The organism is Brachybacterium vulturis, from assembly GCF_002407185.1.
GTDB lineage: Bacteria > Actinomycetota > Actinomycetes > Actinomycetales > Dermabacteraceae > Brachybacterium > Brachybacterium vulturis.
Genome location: NZ_CP023563.1, coordinates 993,388 through 1,012,222, shown reverse-complemented (window position 1 = coordinate 1,012,222; position 18,835 = coordinate 993,388). Strand labels below are relative to the sequence as shown.

General features: G+C 70.4%; 18 protein-coding genes. 10 read left to right on the top strand and 8 right to left on the bottom strand.

Annotated features, from left to right (window positions below; all coding sequences use genetic code 11):
* Positions 1–398: 398 nt before the first annotated feature.
* Positions 399–1,217: an Ltp family lipoprotein gene (locus tag CFK38_RS04530; RefSeq protein WP_096804216.1), complete on the top strand. Its 819-nt coding sequence runs from the start codon at positions 399–401 to the stop codon at positions 1,215–1,217.
* A gap of 102 nt (positions 1,218–1,319) precedes the next feature.
* Here CFK38_RS04530 and CFK38_RS04525 read toward each other — a convergent pair whose 3' ends face one another.
* The gene (locus tag CFK38_RS04525; RefSeq protein ID WP_096802010.1) at positions 1,320–2,363 is read right to left on the bottom strand and encodes a serine hydrolase domain-containing protein; all 1,044 of its coding nucleotides are present in this window, start codon (positions 2,361–2,363) and stop codon (positions 1,320–1,322) included.
* 178 nt (positions 2,364–2,541) lie between these two features.
* On the opposite strand from CFK38_RS04525, the gene CFK38_RS04520 reads away from it, so the two are divergent.
* Together CFK38_RS04520 and CFK38_RS04515 are read left to right on the top strand one after the other, a co-directional pair.
* Entirely contained in the window at positions 2,542–3,381 is an 840-nt protein-coding gene (locus tag CFK38_RS04520; protein ID WP_096802009.1) for an NAD-dependent epimerase/dehydratase family protein, read from the top strand.
* A gap of 222 nt (positions 3,382–3,603) precedes the next feature.
* Positions 3,604–4,047 carry a DUF4383 domain-containing protein gene (locus CFK38_RS04515; RefSeq protein WP_096802008.1) on the top strand — a complete coding sequence of 148 codons (444 nt, stop codon included), beginning with the start codon at positions 3,604–3,606 and terminating at the stop codon, positions 4,045–4,047.
* Positions 4,048–4,311: 264 nt separating this feature from the next.
* Here the strand turns inward: CFK38_RS04515 and CFK38_RS04510 are convergent, their stop codons facing one another.
* The 4 genes from CFK38_RS04510 to CFK38_RS04495 form a co-directional block, all read right to left on the bottom strand.
* Complete coding sequence (locus CFK38_RS04510; RefSeq protein ID WP_096802007.1) at positions 4,312–4,863, bottom strand: DUF6036 family nucleotidyltransferase; 552 nt, start codon at positions 4,861–4,863, stop codon at positions 4,312–4,314.
* Positions 4,860–5,360: a helix-turn-helix domain-containing protein gene (locus tag CFK38_RS04505; protein WP_096804215.1), complete on the bottom strand. Its 501-nt coding sequence runs from the start codon at positions 5,358–5,360 to the stop codon at positions 4,860–4,862. Before CFK38_RS04505 ends, CFK38_RS04510 begins: the two co-directional genes overlap by 4 nt.
* A 146-nt stretch (positions 5,361–5,506) precedes the next feature.
* On the bottom strand, positions 5,507–6,337 hold the full coding sequence (locus CFK38_RS04500; protein ID WP_096802006.1) for a sugar nucleotide-binding protein: 831 nt from the start codon (positions 6,335–6,337) through the stop codon (positions 5,507–5,509).
* Positions 6,334–7,422, bottom strand: coding sequence for a hypothetical protein (locus CFK38_RS04495; protein WP_096802005.1), 1,089 nt, complete (start codon positions 7,420–7,422; stop codon positions 6,334–6,336). The genes CFK38_RS04500 and CFK38_RS04495 overlap by 4 nt, the downstream gene beginning before the upstream one ends.
* A 185-nt stretch (positions 7,423–7,607) precedes the next feature.
* Here CFK38_RS04495 and CFK38_RS04490 point away from each other — a divergent pair, with 185 nt between their 5' ends.
* From CFK38_RS04490 to CFK38_RS04460, 7 genes are all read left to right on the top strand, one after another.
* On the top strand, positions 7,608–8,933 hold the full coding sequence (locus CFK38_RS04490; protein ID WP_245851221.1) for an AI-2E family transporter: 1,326 nt from the start codon (positions 7,608–7,610) through the stop codon (positions 8,931–8,933).
* Between the two features lie 450 nt (positions 8,934–9,383).
* Positions 9,384–10,115 carry a CoA transferase subunit A gene (locus tag CFK38_RS04485; protein ID WP_096802003.1) on the top strand — a complete coding sequence of 244 codons (732 nt, stop codon included), beginning with the start codon at positions 9,384–9,386 and terminating at the stop codon, positions 10,113–10,115.
* A 1-nt stretch (position 10,116) separates the two neighbouring features.
* Positions 10,117–10,758: a CoA transferase subunit B gene (locus CFK38_RS04480; RefSeq protein WP_096802002.1), complete on the top strand. Its 642-nt coding sequence runs from the start codon at positions 10,117–10,119 to the stop codon at positions 10,756–10,758.
* 104 nt (positions 10,759–10,862) lie between these two features.
* Entirely contained in the window at positions 10,863–12,050 is a 1,188-nt protein-coding gene (locus CFK38_RS04475; RefSeq protein ID WP_096802001.1) for a thiolase family protein, read from the top strand.
* Between the two features lie 222 nt (positions 12,051–12,272).
* On the top strand, positions 12,273–12,791 hold the full coding sequence (locus tag CFK38_RS17735; protein ID WP_096802000.1) for a gamma carbonic anhydrase family protein: 519 nt from the start codon (positions 12,273–12,275) through the stop codon (positions 12,789–12,791).
* A gap of 120 nt (positions 12,792–12,911) precedes the next feature.
* A complete protein-coding gene (locus CFK38_RS04465; protein WP_096801999.1) occupies positions 12,912–13,463 on the top strand; it encodes a sigma-70 RNA polymerase sigma factor region 4 domain-containing protein in 552 nt (183 codons plus the stop codon).
* A gap of 419 nt (positions 13,464–13,882) precedes the next feature.
* Positions 13,883–15,100 (top strand): adenosine deaminase, encoded by a 1,218-nt coding sequence (locus CFK38_RS04460; RefSeq protein WP_096801998.1) that lies wholly within the window; start codon positions 13,883–13,885, stop codon positions 15,098–15,100.
* 90 nt (positions 15,101–15,190) lie between these two features.
* Here CFK38_RS04460 and CFK38_RS04455 read toward each other — a convergent pair whose 3' ends face one another.
* The 3 genes from CFK38_RS04455 to CFK38_RS04445 are packed head-to-tail and all read right to left on the bottom strand — an operon-like array spanning position 15,191 to position 18,722.
* Positions 15,191–16,507, bottom strand: a complete 1,317-nt coding sequence (locus CFK38_RS04455; RefSeq protein ID WP_096801997.1) for a GHMP family kinase ATP-binding protein — start codon at positions 16,505–16,507, stop codon at positions 15,191–15,193.
* On the bottom strand, positions 16,504–17,307 hold the full coding sequence (locus tag CFK38_RS04450) for a sugar phosphate nucleotidyltransferase (RefSeq protein WP_245851220.1): 804 nt from the start codon (positions 17,305–17,307) through the stop codon (positions 16,504–16,506). The genes CFK38_RS04455 and CFK38_RS04450 overlap by 4 nt, the downstream gene beginning before the upstream one ends.
* Positions 17,304–18,722: a phosphoglucomutase/phosphomannomutase family protein gene (locus CFK38_RS04445; protein WP_096801995.1), complete on the bottom strand. Its 1,419-nt coding sequence runs from the start codon at positions 18,720–18,722 to the stop codon at positions 17,304–17,306. Before CFK38_RS04445 ends, CFK38_RS04450 begins: the two co-directional genes overlap by 4 nt.
* Positions 18,723–18,835: the final 113 nt, after the last annotated feature.

The window sequence follows — 18,835 nt, the reverse complement described above, 5'->3', positions numbered from 1 at the left end:
GCACGGACAGCGGGGAGGACGGCGCGGACATGGCGGCGGCGAGGATGCCGGCCAGCAGCGACCGACACCCCGCCATCACCGGGGAGCCGCTGAGGATCCACAGCCCACTCGACTCCCGGAGCCGACGGGACATCGGTCCCGTTCGACGGGCACCCGATACAGAAAAGTTACACATGTCAGCAGGGACACAGTCGATGCGGGCGTCAACTGTCCGACCGGTAGTTGATGATAAGAGTACTCGGCACTCCTCCTCATGACCGGGGCGCCGACGCCCGAGAACCACTGCACAGCTCATCGGAACGACAGAGCCCACGCCGTGGCGACATGGGCACATCCCTTCCCACGTCGGGTGATTCCAACGCGCCCGAAATCAGCATCAGGAGCAGCCTGTGTCCTCCATGGATCCGCAGGGGCAGAACCAGCCCCAGTACGACCCCTCGTTCGGCCAGCCCCAGGGCGGCGCCCCCTACGGCGCCGTGCCGGGACAGCCCGCGCCCGCCGCCCCGAAGAAGCGCGGCAAGGGCAAGTTCATCGCCCTGGGCTGCGGCATCCTCGCCCTGCTCGTCATCATCCTGTTCGGAGGCTGCGCCGCGCTCGTCGCCACCAGCGGCGGCGACTCCGACGAGGCCGCCTCGGCCCCGGAGTCCTCCGAGCAGGCCGAGGCCTCCACCGAGGGGGAGGCTGCGGAAGTCGCTCCCGCCGAGGAGGCACCCGCCGAGGAGGCAGCGGCGGAGGAGGCGCCGGGCGAGGAGGCCGATGTCCCGGCCGATCACACCTCGGCGCTGACGCAGGCCGAGTCCTACTCCGACACCATGGGTATGTCGAAGAAGGGCATCTTCGACCAGCTCACCTCCGATTACGGCGGCCAGTTCTCCGACGAGGCCGCGCAGTACGCCATCGACAACCTCGAGGCGGACTGGAACGCGAACGCGCTGAAGTCCGCGGAGAGCTACTCCGACACCCTGAACATGTCGAAGCAGGGCATCTTCGATCAGCTCACCTCCGAGCACGGCGATCAGTTCACCGAGGAGGAGGCCCAGTACGCGGTCGACACCATCGACGCGGACTGGAACGAGAACGCCCTGGAGTCAGCCCGAGTCTTCCAGGAGGAGATGGCGATGTCCCCCGATGCCATCCATGACCAGCTGACCTCCGAGTACGGCGGCCAGTTCACCCAGGAGCAGGCCGACTACGCGATCGAGAACCTGGGCAGCTGAGGCTCCTGCACGCAGCACGAGGGGCTCGCCGGGATCTGTTCCGGCGAGCCCCTCACGTATTGGGTGAGCCTCACGCGGCAGCGGCATCGATGCTGCGATGCCTCACACCCCGTCGATCGCCACCAGCACGGGCCACGCCCCGTCGGAGTGGTTCGCCAGCACCGAGGCGGTGATCCCGGTGGCGGGATCGTGCCAGGTGCGCGCGGAGACCCCGGCGTCATAGCCCTCGAGGATCAGCAGCTCGGAGTCCAGGCCGCGCCAGAAGCCGCGCCCGTAGCGCATCTCCTCGTCCTCGACCACGACGCGCGGGGCCGTGAGGGCCTCGAGCGTGGACGGGGAGACGATGCGCCCCTCCAGCAGCGCGGGCCAGAAGCCGGCGAGATCGGCGACGGTGGTGACCGCGCCGCCGTCGCCGCTGCCCCGCACCGGGAGGTGCAGCGCATTGGTGCGCAGACCCTCCTCGTCGAGATAGCTGCGCGCCACGTCCCCGCCGAGCTCATCCATCCGCGGGAAGTCCGTCGCGATCATGCCGGCCGGGGCGAGCACGCGGGCGCGGACGAGCTCGTGGAAGCCGCAGCCCGCGATCCGCTGGGCGAGCAGGGCGAGCAGCACGTACCCGGCGTTGTTGTACTCGAAGTGGTCCCCGGGGGTCCTCACCTGCGGGTGGCCGTCCAGGACGCGCAGGAAGTCCTCCGCATCCACGAGGGTGTGGACGGGGACCTCGAGCACGTGGTCGGTGATCTCCACGGCGCTCTCGTCGAGGTAGTCCCCGATCCCCGAGGTGTGGGCCAGCAGGTGCCCCACCGTGACCGCGTCGTCGACCTCGGGCAGGTCCTCGCCGAGCAGCGGGCGCACCGGGGTGTCGAGGGTGAGGGCGCCGTCATCGATCAGCGCGCCGATCGCGAGGGCCGTGAAGCCCTTGGAGATGCTGGCGACCCCCAGGCGGTGCCCGGAAGTCATCGCGATGCCATATGCGCGATCGGCGAGGCCGTAGCCCTTCTCGAGCACGGTGGTGGCGCCGTGGTCCACGCGGATCACGCCGCTGAAGGCGCTGTCCTCGGCGGCGGTGTGGAGGGTGGCGGCGAGCTCGGCAGCAGAGCGGGGCGCCGCGCTGGGGGCGGGATCGTCCGTGATGTCGGTGGTCATGCTGGCACCGTAGCGAAGAGTCCCGGCCGGTCACAGCGATTTATCGGCGGCGAGCTCCGGACATGCCACGAGAGCCCGGATCCGACCGACCAGCAGGCGGGCATCGAGAAGCACCCGTGCCGCACAGTCGGTCGGTCCACTGGGTGCGTCATGCCGCGCCAGGGTGCACGATGGCCCGATGAGAATCGCAGTGACAGGTGGCTCGGGAAAGCTCGGACGAACGGTGGTCCGGCATCTGCAGGCCCACGAGCACCAGGTGGTGAACCTCGACCGCGCCGGCGAGCGCGGCCCGGGCTTCGTGCAGATAGACCTGACCGATGCCGGCCAGGTGCTCGATGCGCTCACAGGCATCGACGAGCAGGCACCGCAGGGCTTCGACGCCGTCGTGCATCTCAGCGCCATCCCCGCCCCGGGCCTGGCGACCAACACCGCGACGTTCCACAACAACCTGCTGGGCACCTTTAACGTGTTCACCGCCGCGCTCAGGGCGGGGATCCGGAACATCGTCACGGCCTCCAGCGAGACCGTCCTCGGGCTCCCCTTCGACACCCCGCCGCCGTACATCCCGGTGGACGAGGAGTATCCCGCCCGCCCGGAGTCCACCTATTCCCTGTCCAAGCATCTCGAGGAGCAGCTGGCGATCGAGCTCACGCGGTGGCATCCGGAGCTGAAGATCATCGCGCTGCGGTTCTCGAACGTCATGGACCAGGAGGATTACGCCGCCTTCCCGTCCTTCGACGCCGATGCGCAGCTGCGGCGCTGGAACCTCTGGGGCTACCTCGACGGTCGCGACGGTGCCGAAGCGGTGCGGCTGGCGCTCGAGCATCGGGAGACCGGCTTCGACCGCTTCATCATCGCCGCCGCGGACACCGTCATGTCCCGCGACAACACCGAGCTCGTCGCCGAGGTGTTCCCGGATGTCCCTGTGCACGGGGACATCTCCGGCCACGGGACCCTGCTGTCGATCGAGAAGGCCCGCCGCGTGCTGGGGTACGACCCGCAGCACAGCTGGCGCTAATCCCGCCCGCTCGCGCTCGTGCCAGTCAGCGCCATTCATCGGTGCGGCGACGCGGCCGGCGGAGCCCATCCGTTCGGTCGGCCCGCTTGCGGGTTTCTCCCACCGGCATAGTCTGGATCGTGAGCGGAGCGCCCCGCTCCGTGGTGAATCCGCTCGGTGCGAGCGCCGTGCCGGGCGTGCCCTCGACGCTCCTCAGCGGAGCCCACGATCGGAGGCTCGACGATGAACGCCACCCATTCCGCCCCTCCCACCTCGGCTCGGGCCAGGACACGCTCTCCGGTGCAGCTGGCCGCGCTGTTGTTCGGGCTCGTCTTCCTGGTCGTCGGCATCGCCGGTTTCGTACCCGGCGTGACCGCCGACTTCGATTCGATAGAGATGGCCGCTCGCTCCGAGGCGATGCTGCTGGGCATCTTCCAGGTGTCCTTCCTGCACAACATCATCCACCTGATCTTCGGCCTCGCCGGCCTCGGACTGTCGAGGGTCTCTCGCACAGCGCGGGGGTATCTGCTGGTCGGCGGGATCATCTACGCGGTGCTGTGGATCTACGGCCTGCTCGTCGACAAGGACTCCACGGCGAACTTCGTACCGCTGAACTCCGCCGACGACTGGCTGCACTTCGCCCTCGCGCTGGCCATGATCGGACTGTCGTTCCTTCCGCGGCGCTGAGCCGTCCCGCCTGCGCAGCTCCTGAGCCGGCGCGGTGAGCGCGCCGCCGAGGAACAGTCGGCGCCTGACTCGATCACCTGGTGGCGGAAGCCCCGATGAACGCAGAAGGTGCTCGACATCGATGCAGGGCCCTCACCGCCAGCGCACACAACACCCGCGAGCGCACGTCACGGGACCGACGTCGACTTCCTCGGGTGGGGCCTCGATTCGCCCACGGAGGTGCGGCGCGGCTTCTCTCAGCGATAGCAGTCGCGCTCCCTGTTCTCAACAGGGTCGATCGTCGTAGCTGGCCAGGAAGCTGTCGACACGGCGCCGGACGACGGCGTGCTCGTCCGGAATCATCGCGCAGCGCTCGCGCAGGGTCCCGAGATCGAGCAGTCGAGCCGTGATGAGTGCGTCCACGAAGTCAAGGTCCTTCGCCCGGCGCGCTCCGAGCTTGGAGATCGCGAGATCGTGGGGCTCCAGGAAGTGCGGATCTGCGGGCTCTGAGGAGCGAAGCTGCCAGCTGATCAAGCGGCCGCGCCAGCCGCTTGGCAGGTAGATAGCCGTCTCGATGTGGACGCCCTCCGCGTAGACCCCGTAGGACAGGTGGAACCCGGACATCTCTCCGATCGCGCCTTCGACCTCGTCCGCCTTGATCCGCTCTGGATCGTCGAGGAAGGCGATGTCGGCTTCGAGGGAGGCGGTGGCCGCAGGAGGCAGAGCGTCCTCGTCGAAGGTCCCCAGGATGGCCTGAGAACCGAGGACGAGGATGCGCCGATCGCCAGCGATATCGCAGGCGGCGCGCAGAATATGAGCGAGCTCCTGTCGCTTCACGCCGCGGTGTGCTCCTGGCCCCAGTGCTCCCGGAACGACGAGAGCACTCGACGGCGATCGTCCTCTGGGAGCACACCCGCGAACGGGCTGTTCTGCCGCAGCTCGCTGGAGTGCTCATCGGTGCCCACGAGCACTGCGACGACGTCGTCGACTCCGCTGTCCAGGATCTGTTTCCACTGGCGGAGGTAGCCCGCCGCCATGCCGTCCGCACGGTGCTTCGGCAGCCACCTCTCGATGTTCTGCTGCGCCTGATCCAGGACTGTGCTCGGGTCGATCATCAGCGGCCCCAGCAACGCCCGGTGCAGCCACAGGCTCTTCTCCTGCTCACGGGTGAGCTCGGGCTCGAGCACCTGCTGGGCGTCGCTGCGGCGGATCCGCCGATGCGTACCCACGCGGGAGAAGCTGAGTTCGCCACGGTCACAGAGATCTACGACGTGCTGACGGGAGACACCGAGCATGCTCGCCGTCTCACCCGTGGTCAACCAGTCGCTCTCCATGTCCTCAGTGTTGTACCTAAACACCAAAAACGCAACGGACTCCGGGCGTGATTCGCGTGGCGTCCTCGAGGACCAGCCTGGCCTGGCGCACGCGGATACGTGGGCGATGTGCCGCGGTCTCGCGCCGCCGCATCCGATCGACACACTCAGTGCCGCTGGTCCACCAGCATCGCGTCGTATCCGGAGCGGAAGTCCGGATGGCGCAGGGGGCCGAGCAGCTGCTTCCTCAGCGCCCCGCTCAGCACGGTGCCGTGGCCGGGATCGGGCTCGGCGGCGGGCGGCACCGGCAGTGCGAGCCGATCGGCGATATGGGTGACCACCTCGCCGAGACGGGCAGGTGCATCGTCGACGGCGTGCAACAGCTGCGGCGGGTCCGGGTGCTCGAGCAGGGCGACCAGGAGTCGGGCGAGGTCCTCCTCGTGGATCCGGTTGGTGCGCCGCCGGTGCGCGACGGGCCGTCCTGCGCGCACCGTGCGCAGCAGCCGGTCCCGGCCCGGACCGTAGATCCCGGCCGGTCGCACCACGATCGCGTCGAACAGCTCCCGCGCCGCCCGCTCGCCGTCCAGGAGATTGCGGGCCCGGTCGCCGAGCGGCTGCGGAGCATCCTCCTCGGTGAGCACGGGGGCGGGGTCTGCACGCGCCGCGTACCCCTCGAACACCCGGGTGGAGGAGACGAAGACGGTGCGCGCCGGGAGCTGCGGGAGGGCGGCGGCCAGGTGGCGCAGCACCGTCTCGTACCCGCCGGGGGTCTCCGGTGGCGGCAGGGTGATGACCATCGCGTCGGCCGGGGGGAGCATCCCCTCCACGGGGTGCGCCAGATCCGCCGGCACGGCACCGAACCCCTCGGGCAGGCCGCTCACGTCGCGGCGCAGTGCGTGCACCTCTCCCCCGGCCGCCACCAACGCCGCCCCGGCTCGCAGGCCGAGCCGGCCACAACCCGCCCACAGGGTGCGGGCCGGTGTGCTCTCGCCGCTCATGCCTTCTCCTCGGTGTACATCCGCTGCCGCTCCCGCTGACCATGGGTGAGGCTGCGCAGATCGGTCTCCTTGTCGAAGCTCGACCCCAGCGCCCCGGCGACGATCCCCATCGCTGCGCTCAGCCACGCGATGTCCAGGTACCGCACCACCTCGGCGTCACGCCCGATGACCTCGGAGAGGTACTCCGGCGCGATCACGATCAGCGCCCCGGTGAAGATCAGCACCACGAGGGCGAGATACAACAGGCCCACGATCATCAGCAGGGTGAGGGCGGTGGAGAGGTTGTAGAGCAGCACCACCCTCGCGAGGCCCTGGTTCTTCGGCGCATCCCACAGCTTGTTGCCGATGATCAGCCAGGCGGTGATCGCGAGCATGGCGAGCACCCCGATGCCCACCAGGCGCTGGGTGGACAGGTACATCGACATCGACCAGATCGAGCTGTAGAAGATGCCGAACGCCCCGGTCGCGGCGGCGGCCGCCAGAGCGCTGGAGAGCCTCGGCGCGGTGCGCAGCGGCTCGTTGCCCATCACCATGCCGGTCACCGTCCGGGCACCCCCGAGGAACCGTGACGCCAGCAGGAGCGGATGCGCCTCGGTGCCGTCCCCCTCCCGCCACGTCGTCCACCAGCGCTCGTAGCGGGAGGTGTCGCGGGCGTCGTGCAGCGGCTTCATCCGCACCGTGCAGCTCATCATCACGTCGAGGATCCGGCGGCCTGTGGTGACCACCCCCAGGGTGGGACAGGAGATCACCGCGATGTTCTGCTCGGGGAAGATCTCCGCGATCAGCGGGTGGCCGTCCTGCAGGCGCGGGATCTCGGTCAGCAGCAGCACCACATCCGGATCGCCGAAGGACTCCGACAGCTCCACCGCCTGGGAGAGGTCCAGCGTCTCGTCCGCCCGCAGTCGCAGCATCGCCGTGCTCACCTCGAGGCTGATCGGCGGGCTGTAGGCCTCATCGAGCAGCTGCTGCAGCTGACCCTCGATGGCTCGGGCCCTCGCCGTGGGCAGCCCGGGATCGGCCACCAGCAGCACCCTGGCGCCCGTCGCAGGGTCCGCTGCGTCCGAGGCGCCGTGCGTGTCGTCCATGGTGCCCACCCTTCCAGACCAGCGGGTCCAGGGCGCACCCGATTGTCGAGACCGACCGGACGGTCGCGCGAGCGCCTCCTGCGCCGGTGGGTCGGCGGGCGGCGGAGAGGTGAGGAGGCGTCCTAGGGTGAGGCGCATCCGACGCCGTCCGTCGTGCGAGCGGACCGCTCCTGAGGAAGGACATCATGACAGCAACTCCGAGCAGCGATCCCCCGCCTCCGCCCGGCGTCTGGGCCGGTCCGCTGGGCAGGGCCGGAGCGCGTGCCGCGCAGCTGCTCCTGATCGCCACGGTGGTCGTCGGTGCCGTCTGGCTGCTCCAGCGGGTGATGGTCGTGGCGGTCGCCGTGCTCGTCGCATGGATCCTCGCCGCCGCCGTCGCGCCGCTGGTGCGCTGGTTGCTGCATAAAGGGTGGCCCCCGCTCGCCGCGGCCGCCGTCGCCTTCCTCGGGATCGTGATCATGGTCGCCGCGGTGATCGGCGCCGTGGTGCTCGCCATCCGCGCCGAGTGGGACACGCTCGTGGACTCCGCCGGGGACAGCTGGGCGGAGCTGAGGGACTGGCTCTCCTCGGGCCCGCTGCCGATCGAGGTCCCGGATCTCGAAGGCGCGATCCAGGGGCTCAGCGACTACGTCTCCAGCAACGACCTCGCCAGCAGCACCCTCACCGGGGTCTCGGCCCTGACCGAGATCCTCACCGGTCTGCTGCTGATCGCCGTGCTGCTGTTCTTCTTCGTGAAGGACGGCACGCGGATCGCCGATTTCACCCTGCGATGGTTCCGCGGCGAGACGCGGGCGAAGCTCGCCGAGTCCATCGATCGCGCCTCCTCCGTGCTCGGCGGATATATGCGCGGCACCGCCACCGTCGCCCTGGTCGATGCCGTGCTGATCGGGCTCGGACTGGCCATTCTCCAGGTGCCGCTGACGATCCCGCTCGCGGTGATCGTGTTCATCGGCGCATTCATCCCCGTGCTCGGTGCCACGGTGACCGGGGTGCTGGCCGCCACGGTCACGGCGGTGACCAACGGGCCCCTCGATGCCGTGATCGTGATCGTCATCGTCCTCGTCGTCAACCAGCTCGAGAGCAACCTGCTCCAGCCCCTCGTCATGGGTCGCGCGCTGAGCCTGCACCCGCTGATCGTGCTGCTCGCCCTCACGATCGGCACGATCGTCGGTGGGATCATCGGCGCGATCCTGGCCGTGCCGTACACGGCACTGGCATGGCTGCTGATCCAGATCTGGTCCGATCGGTATCAGACCGGGGACGACCCGGTCCTGGGGAAGGACCCCCTGGATCCGCGACACCGCGTGGCCGACCGCGCCACCGCGTCCCAGCGCGTAAAGTATCAGCTCCTGCGGCTCGGTCGTCGCCGGCAGGACGACGGCGCCACCGTCTCCCCGGCCACGGGCGACCCCGAGGACGGGGGGAGCGCCGCAGCGTCGCGACGAGGTGTGCGGCCCCGCGTTGCCGACGACCCTGCCGAGCACCGTCCGGACTCCTCCGACGCCCCGTGACCCGCGCGGAAACAGCTGCTCCTCGGCGAGCCTCCGGCTCATCACTCCATCCAGCAGCACTCACCACCGGCGGGTGGCCGGCTACGGTCCCATCGTGCAGTGCTCCATGTCGACGCTCTCGGCGGTCGAGATGGCGCGGCCGTGGAGGTCGCAGGAGCGCACAGCAGCCCTGGCACGGCGACGGAGGCTGCGAGGAACACGCCCAGGACATCCGCCGCGCCGCCACCTCGCCCCAGGCACTGGCCGATCTGGGCGGCGGATCGCCGACCCTGCACGGCCGGAGGTGCTCCGCGGCTGTAGGAATCTACAAATCCGGCACGGGAATGCTGTCCACCCCTCTGTGGCACCGGTCACCGCGGACCCTCTATGGTCGGGGGTGACACGCCCTCGATGCGTCCAGCCTGCCGCGGGACCGCACGAAGGGCTGACCCACTGACAGGAGGGACAGCGATGTCCAAGGTCACGGACGACGCCGCCGCCCAGCTCACCGCGGTGCTGCGCGACGGCATGACCATCGCGGTGGGAGGGTTCGGCCTGTGCGGGATCCCCACCGATCTGATCACCATCGTGCGCGACAGCGGGGTCAAGGACCTCACTGTCGCCTCGAACAATCTCGGGGTGGACGGCAAGGGCCTGGGGATCCTGCTGGAGAACGGGCAGATCACCAAGGTGCTCTCCAGCTACGTCGGGGAGAACAAGCTGTTCATGAAGCAGTACATCGACGAGCAGCTGGACGTCGAGTTCGTCCCCCAGGGCACCCTCGCCGAGCGGATGCGCGCCGGCGGCTCCGGCATCCCCGCCTTCTATACGCCCACCGGGTACGGCACCCCGATCGCCGAGGGCAAGCCCACCGCCGAGTTCGACGGCCGCACCTATGTGCTCGAGCGGGCGATCAACGCCGACCTCGCGCTGGTCCACGCCCACACCGCCGATCACTACGGGAACCTCCGATACCGACTCACCGCCCGCAACTTCAACCCGCTGGCAGCGATGTGCGGCGAGGTCACCTTCGCCGAGGCCGAGCACATCGTGGCACCCGGCGGCATCGCACCCGACGACATCCACACCCCGGGCGTGTTCGTGCACCACCTGATGCAGGCCACTGCCGAGAAGGACATCGAGCAGCGCACCGTGCACCCCCGACCCGAGACGCCGCATTCCCAGACGCAGGAGGTGGCCTGAAATGGCCTGGACCCGTGACGAGATGGCCGCGATCGCGGCGGCCGAGCTGCGCGACGGCGACTACGTGAACCTCGGCATCGGCATGCCGACCCTGGTCGCCAACAACCTGCCCGCAGGCGTGAACATCACCCTGCAGTCCGAGAACGGCGTGACGGGGATGGGTCCCTGGCCGTACGAGGGCGAGGAGGACCCGGACCTCATCAACGCCGGCAAGCAGACCATCACGCTGCTGCCCGGTGCGACCATCTTCGACTCCGCCACCAGCTTCGGCATGATCCGCGGCGGGAAGATGGGCATCGCGATCCTGGGCGCCATGCAGGTCACCGGCACCGGCGACATCGCCAACTGGCAGATCCCCGGCAAGCTCGTCAAGGGCATGGGCGGGGCGATGGATCTGGTCGCCGGTGCGAGGCGGGTGGTGGTGATGATGCAGCACGCCGCCAAGGACGGCTCGGCGAAGATCGTCCACGAATGCTCCCTGCCGCTGACCGGTGTGGGCGTGGTGGGCCGGATCATCACCGAGCTGGCCGTCTTCGACGTCACGGGAGACGGGCTGGTGCTCACCCAGCTCGCCCCAGAGGTCACCGAGGAGCAGATCCGCGAGCTCACCGAGCCCGACTTCACCGTCTCCCTCACCAGCTGACCCGCGGCTCCGCGGCCCGGAGGTCCAGCCTCCGGGCCCGGCCGGCCCCGTCGACGGGCGGGTCCGCGCTCCCGCACGCCTGTTCCCCCTCCGAAAGGCTCCCTATGCGTCCCAGCGATGACCCGATCGTCGTCCTCGGTCATGCCCGCACCCCCGTCGGCTCCTACGGGAAGTCCCTCGCCGTCGTGCCCGCGCACGTCCTCGGGGCGACCGCCGCGACGGCGGCCCTCGAGCGAGCGGGGGTCGCGGCCGACGAGGTCCAGGAGTGGGTGATCGGCTGCGTCGGCGCGACCGGGCGCGACGCCTACATCTCCCGACGCGTCGCGATCGAGGCCGGCGCCGCGGTCACCTCGACCGCGATGACCGTGAACCGGCTGTGCGGCTCCGGGATGCAGGCGATCGCCCTCGGCGCCGCGGAGCTGAGGAGCGGCGAGTCGGACCTCGTGGTCGCCGGCGGCACGGAGAACATGTCCGCCCAGCCGTTCCTGGACTATTCCGCGAAGCAGGGCTACTCGCTCGGGGATCGGGTGCTGATGGACGGCACCTCCGCGCTGATCACCGACCCCTTCGACGAGGTGCCGATGGGGGTGACGGCGGAGAACGTCGCCGCCAGGTACGGCGTCACCCGGCAGCAGCAGGACGCCTTTGCGCTGGAGTCCCAGCGCCGCGCCCAGGAGGCGCTGACCTCCGGCGCCGTCGCGGCGGAGATCACTCCGGTCACGATCAGCGGCCGACGCGGGGACACGGTGGTGGACACCGATGAGCATCCCCGCGCGGTGACGCCGGAGAAGCTCGCCGCGATGCGCACGGTGTTCCAGCGCGAGGGCGGCACCGTCACCGCCGGCAACGCCTCGGGCATCAACGACGCCGGCGCAGCGATGGTCCTCACCCGCGCCTCAGTCGCGAAGCGGCGCGGCCTGACCCCGCTCGCAGAGCTGGTCGACTTCACCAAGGTGGGCATCGACCCGGCAGTGATGGGCTACGCCCCCAAGCCCGCGATCGAGAAGATCCTGGACCGCCACCGGCTCAGCACGGCGGATCTGGGCTGGATCGAGCTGAACGAGGCCTTCGCCGCGCAGGCCGTGCCGATCGTGCGCGATCTGGGCCTGGACCCGGCGCTGGTGAACCCGCTGGGCGGCGCGATCGCCTGGGGCCACCCGATCGGTGCGACCGGTGCGATCATCTCCGCCCGCACCATCGAGAACCTCCGGGTGACCGGTCGGGAGCTGGGCCTGGCGACCATGTGCATCGGCGGCGGGCAGGCCGTGGCCAGCCTCTGGCGGGCGCTGTGAGGCGCGGCTGAGCGCTGCCAGGCGCTTCTCACCCGAGCGTTCGGCATCGAGTGCAACGCACGGCACCCCATTCAGCGACTGAGTGGTGCCGTGGGTCGCACTCGACCGCCAGGGCGGCGCAGCGCCGCGCACCCCGGCGCCCTGCCGGACGGCGGCACGCGGAACGGCGCCTCCACGTACCGTCATTGTCGAGGACCCACCCGTCGGACGAAGGAGCACCCCGTGACCATCATCGAATTCGAGGGCGCTGCGCCCCAGGTGCCCGAGACCGCCTGGGTGGCGCCGAACGCCACCCTGATCGGGACGGTGACGCTCTCCGAGAGCTCGAGCGTGTTCTACAGCGCCGTGCTGCGCGGGGACATGGACTCGATCACGATCGGCGAGCGCTCGAACATCCAGGACGGCTGCGTCGTCCACACCGACCAGGGATTCCCGGCGGTGGTGGGTGCCGGGGTCTCCGTGGGCCACCGCGCCGTGCTGCACGGCTGCACCGTCGAGGACGACTCTCTGATCGGCATGGGCGCCGTGGTGCTCAACGGCGCCGTGGTCGGGGCCGGCAGCCTGGTCGCCGCGGGCGCCGTGGTCACCGAGGGCATGCAGATCCCGCCCGGCTCGCTGGTGGCCGGGGTGCCGGCGAAGGTCCGCAGGCAGCTGGACGAGGAAGGGCTCGAGGCGCTGCGGGAGAACGCCCGCGTCTACGTCGACCTCGCCGCCAAGCACCGGGCCGCGAGTGCGGGCTGAGGTCGGTGGTTGAAGGCACCGAGAGTGCGCACGACGAGCCGCTCGAACAGCACTGAGGTCCTGCTGTAGCATTGACGCACCTTGACATCGGTGGACACCCCACACCGACAGGAGGACCCGATGAGCACTGTCACTCCGCAGCCAGCACAGCCTGCACATGCATGGCGCGACCAGGTCCTGGCCGGTTTCAGACGCGAGCTCGACACGATGATCGAAGATCACGAGATCACGGAGTTCACCGAGCAGACCGCCTCCGAAGCCGTCAGCGCGAGCTCTGAACGTCTCCGGGAGATTGCCAGGAATCGGGACCGGTTCGGCACCTTCTACACCTCCCAGAAGATCGGGGAGAAGCTCGGAGGGATCAGCCGCCAAGCCGTCTCAGCTCGCGTGCAGAAGTCCACGCTCCTCAGGGTGACCACGAGCGATGATGTCTCGGCCTTTCCGTCCTTCCAAATCCGTGCAGGCGACGTTCCCGGACCGATGAAGAAGCTCTTCCAGACCCTGTTGCCAGCGGCACCGGACCCTTGGGGGGTCCTGTACTGGATGACCAGTCCCCTGGAGGAGTTCGGCGGGCGAACCGCCGTGGAGGTCGTCGATGACGGCGACTGGACGGAGATCAAGCTGCTGAAGGGAATGGCGCAGGACGACGCCTCCGGTTGGGCTGCCGGATGACATCCGACGCTGATGCGCGCTGGCTCAGCACTGTCGGGCCACCCCCGCCCACCTCCGTGCTCGCGACCTTCCCCAGACTGACGTGGCGCCCGTCCCGCGACTGTTGGCGGACCCATGACCACCGCGGCCCCTGGTTCTTCTCATCGTTTCCGGGCCGGTTCAACCTGTTCGGTCAGAGGGCCCGCCGGTGCACACGCGGTCGGAACCATCGATCGTGCACTCCCCCTCACGGATATCCTCGCCCAGATCGGCACCTATCAGGTCGTGCAGCCGAAGGATTCCAGGAGTCTGTCGTTCGAGACGTGAGCCAGTCTCCTGCCAGCCGCTGCCAGGCGCTCGGGTCAGGACTGAGCTGAGTCCCGTACGGTCCCGCCCGCCGGGCTCTGCAACCGAGCGCCCACCCCGCGTATCCTGCATGGATGGAACTCACTCCTGCCCTCGTCGCGGCGCTGCCCAAGGTCGCGCTCCATGATCACCTCGATGGGGGGCTGCGCCCCGGCACCGTGCTCGAGCTGAGCCGCGAGCTGGGCCTCGCGGTGCCCGGAATCGGGGACGCGGCCAGCACGGCTCAGGCGCCCGCCGGGCCCGACGGTGCTCCGCCGGCCGACGATGCCGCGGAGGCCCGGGCGGTCGCGGACTGGTTCCACACCGCCGCGGACTCCGGCTCGCTGCCCGAGTACCTCTCCACCTTCGAGCACACGGTCGCGCTCATGCAGACCGCCCCGCAGCTGCGGCGCATCGCCCGTGAGTTCGTCGAGGACATGGTCGCCGACGGGGTGGTCTACGCCGAGACCCGCTGGGATCCGCACCAGCACACCGCCGGCGGGCTCACCCTGGACGAGGCCGTGCAGGCCGTCCAGGACGGGCTCGACGAGGGCGTCGCCGCGGCCGCCGAATCCGGCAGGCGCATCGTGGTGGGCCAGCTGCTGTGCTACCTGCGCCACCTCGAGCCCACCGACGACCTGGTGGACATCGCCATCGCCCGCCGCGGCACCGGGGTGCTGGGCCTGGATCTCGCCGGTCCCGAGGCCGGGTTCCCGGCCTCAGGGTTCCGGGCCCAGTTCGAGCGTGCCCGCGAGCACGGCGTGCGGGTGACGATCCACGCCGGGGAGGCCGAGGGCCCCTCCTCGATCGCCGACGCGCTGGACTGCGGCGCCGAGCGGATCGGGCACGGCGTACGGCTGCTGGAGGACCTCGGTGACGGGGCGGATCCGGCCTCCCTGCAGCTCGGGCCCACCGCCGCGCGCGTGCACGACGCACAGATCTGCCTGGAGGTGTGCCCCAGCTCGAACCTGCAGACCGGTGCCGCCGCCGACTACCCCTCCCACCCCGTCGGCTCCTTGCACCGCCTGGGCTTCGCGATCGCGCTCAGCAGCGACAACCGCCTGATGAGCCGCACCCGCACCTCCCGGGAGATGCTGCTGGTGGCGCAGACCTTCGACTGGTCGCTGGCGGACCTCGAGCAGGTCGTGCTCACCGGGCTCGAGGCGGGCTTTGCACCGGCGGACCAGCGCCAGGCGCTGCGGGACGAGGTGGTGGCGCCGGCCTTCCGTGCGGTGCGCGAGGCGGATCAGCACCTGGACGAGCGCCCGGGTCGGGCCCCTGGCCCGGACCCGGAGGAGAACCTGGAGATCTGACCGCGCCGGGGGCCGGATCGAGCAGGACGCCCGGCCCCGGACCGGCCCGGGCCCGCGCGGACCGTCGACCCGGTTCCCCCGACTGAGCGCTCAGACCGTGGCCGGGTCCACCCTCCGGCCCGGCGCTCCCGGCCGGGTCACCAGGGTGCTGGCCGTCTCCGGCGCGCCCTCGGTGCGCAGGTAGCGCTCCCGCCAGGCGGCGGCGAAGCCGTCCGCGTCGGCCGTCGGGACCAGTGCCCAGACGCTGCCGCCGAAACCCGCGCCGAAGGCGGAGGCGGTGCGGGCACCGAGCTCCTCGGCGCTGCGCGACAGTGCGATGGTCTGCGGGACCTGATTGCGCAGGTGCGTCTCGGCCAGCTGCTGTGAGGTGGTCGTCGCGGCGGCGAAGGCCTCGAGGTCCCCGGCCCGCAGCGCCGCGTGGGCGCGCGGCACCAGCACCGCGGATTCGAGCAGGAACTGGTCCAGCCGGTCCCGCTCCACGCCCTCGGCCGCGAGGCGGCGCAGCGGGGCGAGCCGCTCATCGCGCGCCAGCGGCGAGGCCTCCAGAGCCCCGCCCGTGGGCAGCGGAGCAGTCAGCTCCGCTCCCGGCAGCAGCGGGTTCTCCAGGTCCGGCCCGACCAGGGAGCGCAGCGCCCCCTGCAGGGTGGCATCGCTCCGGCCGGTCATGCGGTTCCATCGTGCGGTGAGGTCGGCCAGCAGTGCCGGCCCCCGGTTGTAGAGCTCCTGGGCGCCGCCGGTCTTCTCCGCGAGCACCCCGCTGACGGCGACCACGAAGGACCACTCGCTCGGCAGCGCGACCCGGTCGATGACGCGCATCGGGTCGAACTCCGCGTAGGAGATCAGCCCCTCCTCGCTCGCGAGCATCCCGGTGTGGTCCAGGGAGCCGCCGCTGGTGCCCACACCGGGCCGGCCCGCCAGGGTGCCGAAGCTCTTGCCGTTCTCGATCGAGGCGGCGTACCCGGCCAGTGCCATCCGGTCCGGCAGCTGGGAGGACCAGGCCGCGGTCTCCGGCAGGCCGTTGAGATCCGCGAGCGCCATCGCGGCACCGGTGATCATCGCCGAGGAGCTGGACATGCCCGAGGCCGGCGGCAGATCGGAGGAGACGGTGAGCCGGGCCGGGCGCAGCGGGCCGAAGTTGTCGGTGAGCCGGGCCAGGACGGTGTGGACGTAGCGCCCCCAGTGCCCCGCCGGGAGCGTCGGCAGCGCCTCGGCCTCCAGGTGGAGCGCGCCCGGGTAGGCGTCGCTGACCGCCTCGAGGGTGCCGGGAAGGCCGGTGGTCTCCTCCACGCGGACGGTGATCCCGCGGTCCACCGCGCAGACCAGCACCCGCCCGCCCCCGTAGTCGGTGTGCTTGCCGAGCACCTCGATCCGCCCGGGCATCGCCCAGGTGATGGGGGTGGGCGTCACAGGGAGACCTCGACGCCGGCCAGGCGGCGCTGCACCTCATCGATGTCGTCACGGCGAGAGAGGTCCAGGACACCGCCGGCGAAGGGCAGCACCCGCACCGTCCCCAGCTCCCGCACGGCGTCGACGATCTCCAGCTCCCCGCGGGAGGAGGGCTCGATCCGGGCGCAGGCCTCGAAGATCTCCGAGGTGAAGGCGAAGCAGTTCATGCTCACCAGGGCGTCCGGACCCGCGGCCGCGATGGCCTCGGCGTCGGGCTTCTCCAGGATCTGCTCGAGGAGGCCGTCGGTCTGCTCGATGAGGGCGAAGGCGGCGATGCGGTCGGCGGCGATGTTGCTGTCCGTGACCAGGGCGGAGCGCTCGAAGCCGAGCAGGGCGTTGCCCTCCGCCTGCAGCAGGTGGCCGATCCCCTCGCCGGGGTAGAGATTGTCGCCGTTGACCATGATGAACGGCTCCTGGCCCACGGCCTCGCGGGCGGAGGAGACGGCGTCTGCCGTGCCCCGCGGCTCCTCCTGGACGGCGAGGACCACCTCCAGCCGGGACGGGGCGAGCTCGGCGAGGTGACGGGTGAAGTCCTCGTGCTCGGGGGCGACGACGAGCACCGCCCTGCGGATCCCGGCATCGGCCAGGGCGCTGAGCGAGTAGTCGATCAGGCGGTGCTCGCCGATCGGCATCAGCGCCTTGTGGCCCGAGGCCGCGGCGGCGGCCTGCTCGGCGCTCAGACTGCTCTGGCCCTCGGCCCGCATGCGGGTCCCGAGGCCACGGGCGAGGACGACTGCAGTGGTGATGGTGGGGGTCATCATGCTCCCAGGTCGTAGTGGTCGGCGATGGTGCGGGAGAGCTGCTGGGCCTCCTCGGCGGTCTCCGCCTCGGAGAACACCCGGATCACGGGCTCGGTGCCGGAGAAGCGGATGGTCAGCCAGGAATCGTCGGCGAAGTAGACCTTGCAGCCGTCCTCCCAGGAGATCCGGTCGATCTCGCGGTCGAAGGCCGGCAGCTCGTGCTCGACGAAGATCCGCTTCTGCAGCTCCTCGCGGCGTTCGGGGGTGTAGCCGTAGGCCGCCTCCTCCATCACCAGCGAGCCGTGGCGCTCCACCAGCTCCGCATAGAGCTGGGAGAGCTTCTTACCGGAGCGGGCGACCATCTCCACCAGCAGGCCGGCCGCCTGGATGCCGTCCTTGCCGGGGATGTGACCGCGCACCGTCAGGCCGCCGGAGGACTCGCCGCCGATGACCGCATCGGTCTCGAGCATCTTCGCGCTGATCCACTTGAAGCCGACGGGCACCTCGTGGCAGACCTCGCCGTGCGCGGCCGCGACCCGGTCCAGCAGGTGGGTGGTGGAGAGGTTGCGGACCACCGGTCCGGTCCAGCCCTTCCCGGTCAGCAGGTATTCGTACAGCAGCACCAGTACCTGGTTCGGGCTGAGGTAGGCGCCCTGGTCGTCGATGATGCCCAGGCGGTCCGCGTCGCCGTCGGTGGCGATGCCGAGGTCCGCACCGTGCTCCAGGACGGCCTGGCGCAGCGGGGTCATGCTGCCCTCGGCCGGGGAGGGCATGCGACCGCCGAACAGGGGATCGTGGCGGGCGTTGATCACCTCGACCTGGCAGCGGGCGCTGACCAGGATGGTCTGCAGGCTGGTCTGGGCCACGCCGAACATCGGGTCCAGCACGATGTTCAGGTGCGCGTGGCGGATCGCCTCGAGGTCCAGCTGGTCGATGATCGCATCGAGGTACCAGTTGATCGAGTTCTGCTCGGTCACCAGCTCGCTGTCGTGCACCTCGTGCGGGGCCAGGGAGCGCACGTCCTTCGCGCTCAGGGTCGCCACGTGCGCGGTGAGCTCGTCGGTCACCCCGAGGTCGGCGTCGCGCCCGCCCTCGGTGAAGATCTTCAGCCCGTTGTACAGGGCCGGGTTGTGGGAGGCGGTGACGGCGATGCCGTAGGCGGCGCCGGTCTGCTGCACCGTCCACATGCACATCGGGGTGGGCACCGGGCGGGTGATCACCCGCACCGGGATGCCGTTGCCGGCGAGCACCTCGATCGCCCACCAGGCGGAGACGTCGGAGAGGAAGCGGCGGTCGTAGCTGATCACCAGTCCCCGCTCGACGACGCCCTCGGCGTGCATCCGATCGGCGAGCGCCTGGGCGAGCAGGCGCACGTTCTCCCGGGTGTACTCGTCCCCGATGATGGCCCTCCAGCCACCGGTGCCGAACTTGATCATGCTCGCTCCTTCGTCGAGGGCGGCAGGGGTGCGCTCATCGCGCGGGAGCCCCGACACCTAAAACGTTCACGTTCAGAACAAACTAGGGGCAGCGGTGCCCGGTGTCAAGGGAT